The sequence below is a fragment of the Brachybacterium sp. Marseille-Q7125 genome, assembly GCF_023062615.1.
In the GTDB taxonomy this organism is placed as follows: Bacteria; Actinomycetota; Actinomycetes; order Actinomycetales; family Dermabacteraceae; genus Brachybacterium.
Genome location: NZ_JALLAL010000077.1, coordinates 1 through 7,782, shown reverse-complemented (window position 1 = coordinate 7,782; position 7,782 = coordinate 1). Strand labels below are relative to the sequence as shown.

The 7,782-nt window shown below is 64.9% G+C and carries 4 protein-coding genes; 1 reads left to right on the top strand and 3 read right to left on the bottom strand.

What is annotated here, in order from left to right:
• Nucleotides 1–113: 113 nt before the first annotated feature.
• Nucleotides 114–1,967, bottom strand: a complete 1,854-nt coding sequence (locus MU407_RS13180) for a DUF262 domain-containing protein (RefSeq protein WP_246958181.1) — start codon at nt 1,965–1,967, stop codon at nt 114–116.
• A gap of 35 nt (nt 1,968–2,002) precedes the next feature.
• A complete protein-coding gene (locus MU407_RS13175) occupies nt 2,003–6,841 on the bottom strand; it encodes a type ISP restriction/modification enzyme (protein ID WP_246958179.1) in 4,839 nt (1,612 codons plus the stop codon).
• A 109-nt stretch (nt 6,842–6,950) separates the two neighbouring features.
• Here MU407_RS13175 and MU407_RS13170 point away from each other — a divergent pair, with 109 nt between their 5' ends.
• Nucleotides 6,951–7,430, top strand: coding sequence for an exonuclease domain-containing protein (locus MU407_RS13170; protein WP_246958178.1), 480 nt, complete (start codon nt 6,951–6,953; stop codon nt 7,428–7,430).
• Here MU407_RS13170 and MU407_RS13165 read toward each other — a convergent pair.
• Nucleotides 7,358–7,782: integrase core domain-containing protein (locus tag MU407_RS13165; protein ID WP_246958175.1), on the bottom strand; the 425-nt coding region annotated here is incomplete at its 5' end. The genes MU407_RS13170 and MU407_RS13165 overlap by 73 nt on opposite strands.

Below are 7,782 nucleotides of genomic sequence, written 5' to 3'. Positions count from 1 at the left end.
CCCGCTTTCGAGGCCGTCGAGATCTCCGACCTGTCACTGAACGACAACCCCACCCGCGCCATCCGCACACTCCACCGATCAGACCCCCGCCGACCGGGGGTGTTGCTTCGACGCTATGACACCACCGTGTGCTCTGAATCGACCTCCCAGTCTCGAGTCACGGATTTGCCCATAGCAGATTCGATGAGCTGGACGAGACGGCCGCGCCTGTCGTCGAAGTAGGCAGAGAAGTTGCCTGCCCGGAGTAGTGCCGGGTCGATGGCGTGGGTGGCGACGTGGGCGTCGACCTGCTCGGGGGTGAGCCCCTTGCGGTCCAGTCGCTTCATATACGTGGCCGGAGACTCGCCACCGAGGTGGATGTTCGTGCGCTGCGCGAGTGGCGTCTTATTGATGATGCTCTCGCGGCGCCAGTCCTCGATGCCGTTCTCGTTGCACCACTTCTTCGGGAATACGTGGTGGATATCCACCTGTAGCTCGTCGTAGGAGGTGAAGTCCAGGTCTCGATCCAGCATCCAGTCCTTCGTGGGGCGCTCCTGCGCCATGAGCAGTGCGTAGATGCCCTTGTAGGCGGCAGACTGCCGGGTGCGCAGCGATCCCAGCCGGGTCTCGGCGAAATTCGCGCGGGCCACAGTGTCCGGTGTTTCCGCAGTTTCCCCGGTTGCCCAACGCGGAACCTGCTCGGCGTCCCTGCTGAGCTTGGTCTCGATCGTGGCGCCGTACTGCTCACCGAGCACGCCGCACCAGAACCACTGATTGATCCGCGCGCGGACAGCGTGCTCCTCTGCCCGCTCACCCAGCAGAACGTAGAACACGGCGAGGCTGATCAGCTGGCTGCGGTAGGGAACTCCCGGAGCGTTATGAATGTGCAGCGAGCGCAGATGACGGGCGACGGCAGGCAGGGCCCTGCGCATGAGGGGTGCTACGCGGCGGTAGTCCTGCAGCTCCATGCTGAGGATGTCCTCGCGCCGAGCGCTGGTCTGGCTGAGCTTCTTGCCGGTCACTCCTCGGGCCGCGTCCCGAGTGCGCTTCTCAAGCGTGATCAGCACAGAGATGCCCATAAGGATGTCCGTGTTCCGCAGGCCGTGCAGAGCGGGGTGCTCATCGATGACGGCCTGGGTGAGCTCCCAGTCTTCGCCCAGCCGGAAGTCCTTGCCGGTCTCCTCGTAGTAGGCACGATCACCCGCGAAAGTAGCGGTGAGTAGCTCGAACGTATCCAGGGGCAGGCCACCCGTGTTGACCTTCTCGAAGACGGTCGCCACGGCATCTTTGCCGATGTTCTTGCTCAGCTCGATCGCGGGAATCTGGTACTGCAGCATCGGGTTCAGCACGCGCGTGGTGAACGCCTGCATCACCTCGGTGCGATTCACCTCGTCATCGGGCTTCGTGGCCTGCATGTAGCCGAACAACCACGGCATCGCCTCCGTCTGGTGGAACAGCACCGACATGGGCATCAGCCCCTCCTGGTGCTGCTTCTCCGGGGTGGACACGTCCAGGACGATGTCGCGATGGAAGTTCTCGCGGATGACTCCGTCAGCTGGCAGGGAGCGGATCGCCTCGTCCTGATCGCGGGCGTCGCCGAGTGCCTTCTCAACGTCGATGAAGTACTTCCGGGTGAGCTTGTGGTGGCGCGAGTCCTCCGTCTCCACGATGCCGTCGCCGGTGAGGGCCTGGAACATGGAGGTCATGCGCTGCTGCCCATCCAGCAGGAGAAACGCAGGCTCTTGCGACGCGGCAGCAGGATCGACCCCTGTGAGGGGCCGCGGTTTGAACCGGATGTTCTCTCCGCCGGTCTCCAGGGTCATGATCACGCCCATGGGATGGCCTCGTAGCACCGTGACCAGCAGGGACCGGATGCGCTCGTCATCCCAGCGGTAGGGCCTCTGGAAGTCGGGCAGCTGGAGTGAGCCGTCCGCAGCGTTGGAGAGCAGCTCGGAGATCGTGAACTGAGGGGTTTGGAACGTCGGCATGGGACTCCAATCGCAGAAAGAGAGGAAGGGGAGCGTCACTCGATCGGCGGCAATGCCTCGGTGATCTGGACGGTGCGGATGGAAACGGTCGCGACTTTCTGGATCAGGTCGAGGATGTAGCGCGGGTTGCCGCGCTCCAGCCCCCAGTCGTTGGGGTCGTTCACGATCCCGGAGGCCTTATCCGTGCTCACCTGATACTGGCGGATGATCCACTCCAGCGCGCTACGCGAGCCCAGCTGGTACCGGTAGAACTCTGGCGGGATACCGGCGAGCGTGATGTGCGGGTTAAAGATCAGGCGCTCGGGTTCGTCCGCGGCCTTCTGGCCCGAGGGGAGGCGCATCTTCGTCACCCGGTAGTACTCGGCCTCGCCGCCGATGGGCGGCTGCTCGCCCTGCTCCACCGTGATGCCCTCGAACATCGGTGCATCCTCGTAATCGGCGTGCAGGTGGAACAGCTCCCGCCCCGCCTCCACGAACCCGGTGAAGGACGATGCCGGCACATCCGGTACCCGCGGCAGCATCTGCTTGAGCTCCCCGGCGTACCGCTCTCGATACTCGGGGGAGTGCAGCAGACCGTAGATGAAGAAGAACACGTCATCGGTCGACGTCCCCTGCCCGTACCGCTCGCGCATGAGCTGCAGGAACCGTGGGGAGATATTGTCCTCGCGGCGGTAGCCATCCACCACCTCGCCGTCGAGGTCCAGCGAGAGCTCGCCGGCATCGACCGGGTGCCAGGTGTAGCGGGGGAAGAACTGGCCGTTGGAAGAGCCCCACATGGCAAGGTCAGGCACAGATCGAGTTGCGAGCGTGGAGAAGGGCCGGTCGTTGCCGACGCCAGTCACATAGAACCCATAGTTCTCATGCGCGGCGGTGGGGTAGATCTGCTCCAGGCGGTACACCATGTCGTTGTACGCGCGGTCGAAGTAGACCTGCTGCTGGAAGAAGGGGCGGTAGAGCCCGGTGCGGAAGCCCTCGGGCTGCACCGTGATCCTCCGGGACCTCGTGACGTTCCTCTTGTCGGCCCTGTTCCATGAGAGCTGAGTCGGATCGTAGTCCGGACGGTACCCCTGGGGGTCGGCGTCGGCGCGGTCCACTTCATGGTTGTAGAACGCGATCGAGCGGGTGACGTTCTCGCGGAGTGTGGAGGCAGAGGAGTTGTAGACCCAGGCGTCACGGTTGGTTTTCAGTCCGCCGGAATAGAGGGTGAACGCTGCGGGTGCGTGTTCAACGCCCTTGTTATCTCCGAGTGTCGGATATTCCAGATACCGCGGATCCCGCTGGTTGATCCAGTCGCCGTGCTCGTTCGAGGTGATCTGCTGCCATGGCATGCTCGAAAGGCTCGCCTCATCGACGAGGGCGAGCTTCTGCTCGGCACTCAGGTAGTCGCCGATGTCGCGGTAGTGGATCGTCGCGTCCCCGTCGTGCCCGGGGGTGCGGACCAGGAGGAAGATCGCGACGGTGTTTCGGCTGCCAGAGCCGAAGACCTTCCCGCCCTCCTTACGGCTCAGCTCCCCCGCGGTGCGCTGGTTCCCCCGCAGGTTGAACACGTAGATCGCGCTGAACTCCTCGGCGAGGGTCTTGCGTACCCCGGCCGCGGTGTTGCCCTCGATCCAGCCGCCATTGGTGACAAAGCCGATCACGCCCTCGTCGCCGATGCGGTCGCTCGCCCAGCGGATCGCCCGCATGTACGAGTCGTAGAGCGAGTTCTTGTTGACCGCATCGGTGCGTGCGGCGAACGTCTCCGCGATCCGCGCATCGAGAGTCGGGTACTTGACGTTCGCGTTGTCGTCATTGCCGCTGGTCTGCCCCACCGAGTAGGGCGGGTTCCCCAGGATCACCTGGATATCGAGCTTCTTCTGCGCCTCCACGCGCGTGTTGTTCACCGGGAACACCCGCTCGTCCTGCAGGTCGCCGTCCTCGGTGATCTGGAACGTGTCCGTCAGCGCGATGCCCTCGAACGGCACATAGGGCTGGGCTGCGAGGGTCACGTCCTGCTGCTCGGCCCGCAGGTCATGGAACGTCGTCTCGATGTTGATCGCCGCGATGTAGTACGCCAGCAGCAGGATTTCGTTGGCGTGCAGCTCGCTCGCGTACTTCCGGGCGAGGTCGGAGGGGTCGATCAGCCCGGACTGCAGCAGGCGCACGATGAACGTTCCCGTCCCCGTGAACGGATCCAGCACATGCACGCCCGGGTCCGTGAGGCGGCGTCCGAACTCTTGGGCGAGCACGTCGTCGACGGCGCGGATGATGAAGTCCACGATCTGCACCGGGGTGTAGACCACGCCCATCGCATCGGCCGTCTTGGCGAACGCCTTGGTGAAGAAGCTCTCGTACAGCTCGGTGATGATCTTCTGCTTGCCCGCCGCGTTGTCGATGCCCTTCGCGCGCAGCCGCACCGAGTCGTAGAACTTCTCCAGCGACTGCGCTTCGGCGTCCACGTGCATCGCCGTGAGCGCCTCGACCATCCGATCCATCACCTGGGACACCGGGTTCGACGCGGTGAAGGCGTAGTCCTCGAACAGGGCATCGAACACCGGCTCGGTGATCATGTGCTGGGCGATCATCTCGATAGCCTGGTCATGGCTGATCGACTCGTTCAGGTTTCGCCGCAGCGCCTCGACGAACACCGAGAACTGCGCGGAGGCCGGGGTGCTGGGATCCTCCACCAGGGAGCGGATCCGTTGGATATGCGCCTCGCTGATCTGCGCAATGTCCTTCGCCCAGTCATCCCAGTAATGGCGCGAGCCCACCTTCTGGACCATCTTCGCGTAGATCGCATTGCGCAGCTCATCCATCTGCGAGAGCCGCACATCGAGCATCCCCTGCGCGGTGGCCGCTTGCGCAGAGTCCCCGTCGGCCCCATCGGTTCCGTCGGCTGAACCGTCGTCGCCGCCCTCGAAGCCCACGCCCACCACGTCGATCTTGCGGTCGCGGGTGGTGTTCAGCTCCACCTTGTTGACCATGGCGTCGAAGCGCTCATCATGCGCCCGCAGCGCCTGCAGCACATCCCAGACCACCTTGAAGTTCTGGTTGTCATCCAGCGCCTTCTCCGGCGCTACCCCCGCCGGCACCACCACCGGCAAGATGATGTACCCGTACTTCTTGCCCTTGGCCAGGCGCATCACCCGCCCCACGGACTGCACCACATCCACCACCGAGCGGCGCGGATTCAAGAACATCACCGCGTCCAGGGAGGGCACATCGACGCCCTCGGACAGGCACCGGGCATTGGACAGCACCCGGCACTCGTTCCCGTCGGCCTCCTCCTTCAGCCAATCCAGCAGCTCCGTGCGCTCCATCGCGTTCATCGTGCCGTCCACGTGCCGGGCCTGCACCGACAGCAGATCCGCCGCGTCCTCCTCCTCGTGGGCATCCACGAAGGTGGAGACCACGTCGGTGAACTGCGCAGCGATGCGCTTGGAGGACTTGATGTCCCGTGTGAAGGCGACCGCGCGGCGCATCGACGCCGTGTCCTGCCCGAAGGTGTGTTCACTGTCGCCGCGCTTGGCCAGGCCGTTCCAGCAGCCGATCAGCCGCGTCGCATCATCGAGCGTCAGCTCGCCATCGCGGGCGAACGCCTCCTGCATCGCGCCGCTGACCGTCTCCTGGTTCACAGTGAGGATCAGGACCTTGTAGTCCGTGAGCATCCCCATCGCGACGGCCTCGCCAAAGCCCAGGCGGTACAGCTCCGGGCCGAACACGTCCTCGTCATCCATCGAGGCGAGCACCGCCTGCGCCTGCCCGGCCTTCGCCTTCGAGGCGTCGTCATAGATGCGCGGCGTCGCCGTCATGTACAGGCGCTTATCGGCCCGCAGATAGTCCGCGTCATGCACCTTCACAAACGCCGACTCCTCCGCACCCGCGAGCGTCGCGCCCGTGGTGCGGTGCGCCTCATCGCAGATGATCAGATCAAACGGCTCCAAATCCGCGCTCTGCTGCGCCTGCGCCACCACATCGATCGACTGATACGTCGCGAAGACAACGCGCATACCCGCGCCATCAGTGCGCGCCAGCTTCATCCGCTCCGCCAGACGCACCGGATCCGTCGTGGCCGGCAGCGCCAGATCCACCACCGAGATCTCCGCAGAGTCCTGAGAACGACGGGTGCTGCGCGAGGCCTTCGCATCCGAGCACACCGCCAAGGCCGTGATCCCCACCTGCGTGTGGTTCGACCACTCCCGCAGTGCCTGTGACAGCAGCGCGATCGACGGCACCAGGAACAGCACACTGCCGCCTGCGCCCACGGTCTCCTCCGCCAGGCGTAGCGACGTGAACGTCTTGCCCGTGCCGCAGGCCATGATTAGCCGGCCTCGGTCATGCTTCGCGAAACCGGCCGTCACCTGGTCGATCGCCGTGCGCTGATACGGGCGCAGATCCGAGGTGCCCTGCAGCGACAGTGCCGTCGGCGTCTCCGGGTCGAAGAACGCCCAGTCCACTCGGGACTGCACGAAGTCCTCCAGTCCCAAGCGCCGCACTGGGATCGCCTGGTCGCGGATCGTCTCCTCGGCCGTCGCACCCCACTGTGTGGTCGTCGAAACCACCAGGCGTTCTGTGAAACCGCCGCGGCCCGACGCCGCCAGAAACTTGTCCAGATCCCCCTTCGAGACGCGGTACTGCGGGGCGTAGAACTTGCACTGGATCGCCGTCAGCCCGCCATCGCGACGCTTGGCGACCAGATCGATCCCGGAGTCATGCCCCCACTTGCCCGGCCAGCGATCCCACATCCACACGTCCGCGAACTGATCCGCCCACAGCGGGTCCGTCTGCAGGAAGGACTGCACGAACCGCTCGAACTGCTCACCCCGATGCGAGGTGGAAGTCGACGCGTTGTACATGCGGTCCAGAAGCTTCATCACCGAAGGCGCCGAGGTCATGAGATCCAGTATCGGGGATCAGGGAGGGGCATGGGACACAGGAGACCTCGGGCAGGGGTGGGGCTAAGGGGCCCGGGAGAGTGTCGGCCCCCGTTCCTACTGTGTGCTCATGGAAGCCACCCCCGTTCCCGAACTGAACTTCACCGCGATCGATGTCGAGACCGCCAACTCCTCTCGGGCATCCGTCTGTGCCGTCGGGCTCGCGAAGGTGCGCGGGGGAGAGGTCACCGAGACCGCGAGCTGGCTGGTGAAGCCCCCGCCTGGGCATGATGAGTTCGCACCGGTCAACGTCGCGATCCATGGCATCACGCCCGGTGACGTCGCGAATGCGCCCGGCTGGGACGCCGTGTTCCCGCAGATCGCTCACTTCGCCGATGGCGACGACCTGGTGGCCCATAACGCTCCGTTCGACCGGTCCGTCGTGCACGCGGCCTGCTCGGAGTACGACCTTGACTGGCCGCAGGCCCCGTGGCACGACACGCTCACTGTCAAGCCCCGGGTTTGGTGGAGGCTGGGTTATCTGGCGTTCAGGGGTTCGAGGGCGGGTTCTGACGAGCTGGTGAGGGTCTCTCGGTGCGCGGCCCGGTAGGCCTGGGGAGTCAGGCCTTCCAGGGCGCTGTGGGGACGGAAGGTGTTGAACCAGTGGACCCACTCGGCGGTCGTGATCTCGACGTCGTCGACGCCGTGCCAGGGGCCGCGGTTACGGATCAATTCGGCTTTGAACAGGGAGTTCAGGGCTTCAGCCAGGGCGTTGTCGTAGGAGTCACCGCGAGAGCCGACAGAGGCGACGGCGTCCTGCTCAGCGAGAGCCTCTCCGTAGCGGATGGCTCGATACTGGACTCCTCGATCGGAATGATGGATCAGTCCTGACAGGTCATCTCCATCTCGTGTGCGCAGGTAGATGGCCATGTTCAGGGCGTCCAGCGCGAGGTCGGTGTGCA

Bases quoted from the DNA above. Each gene is read 5' to 3' on its own strand.
- MU407_RS13180 (WP_246958181.1), bottom strand. From the start codon at position 1,967: ATGCCGACGTTCCAAACCCCTCAGTTCACGATCTCCGAGCTGCTCTCC.
- MU407_RS13175 (WP_246958179.1), bottom strand. From the start codon at position 6,841: ATGACCTCGGCGCCTTCGGTGATGAAGCTTCTGGACCGCATGTACAAC.
- MU407_RS13170 (WP_246958178.1), top strand. From the start codon at position 6,951: ATGGAAGCCACCCCCGTTCCCGAACTGAACTTCACCGCGATCGATGTC.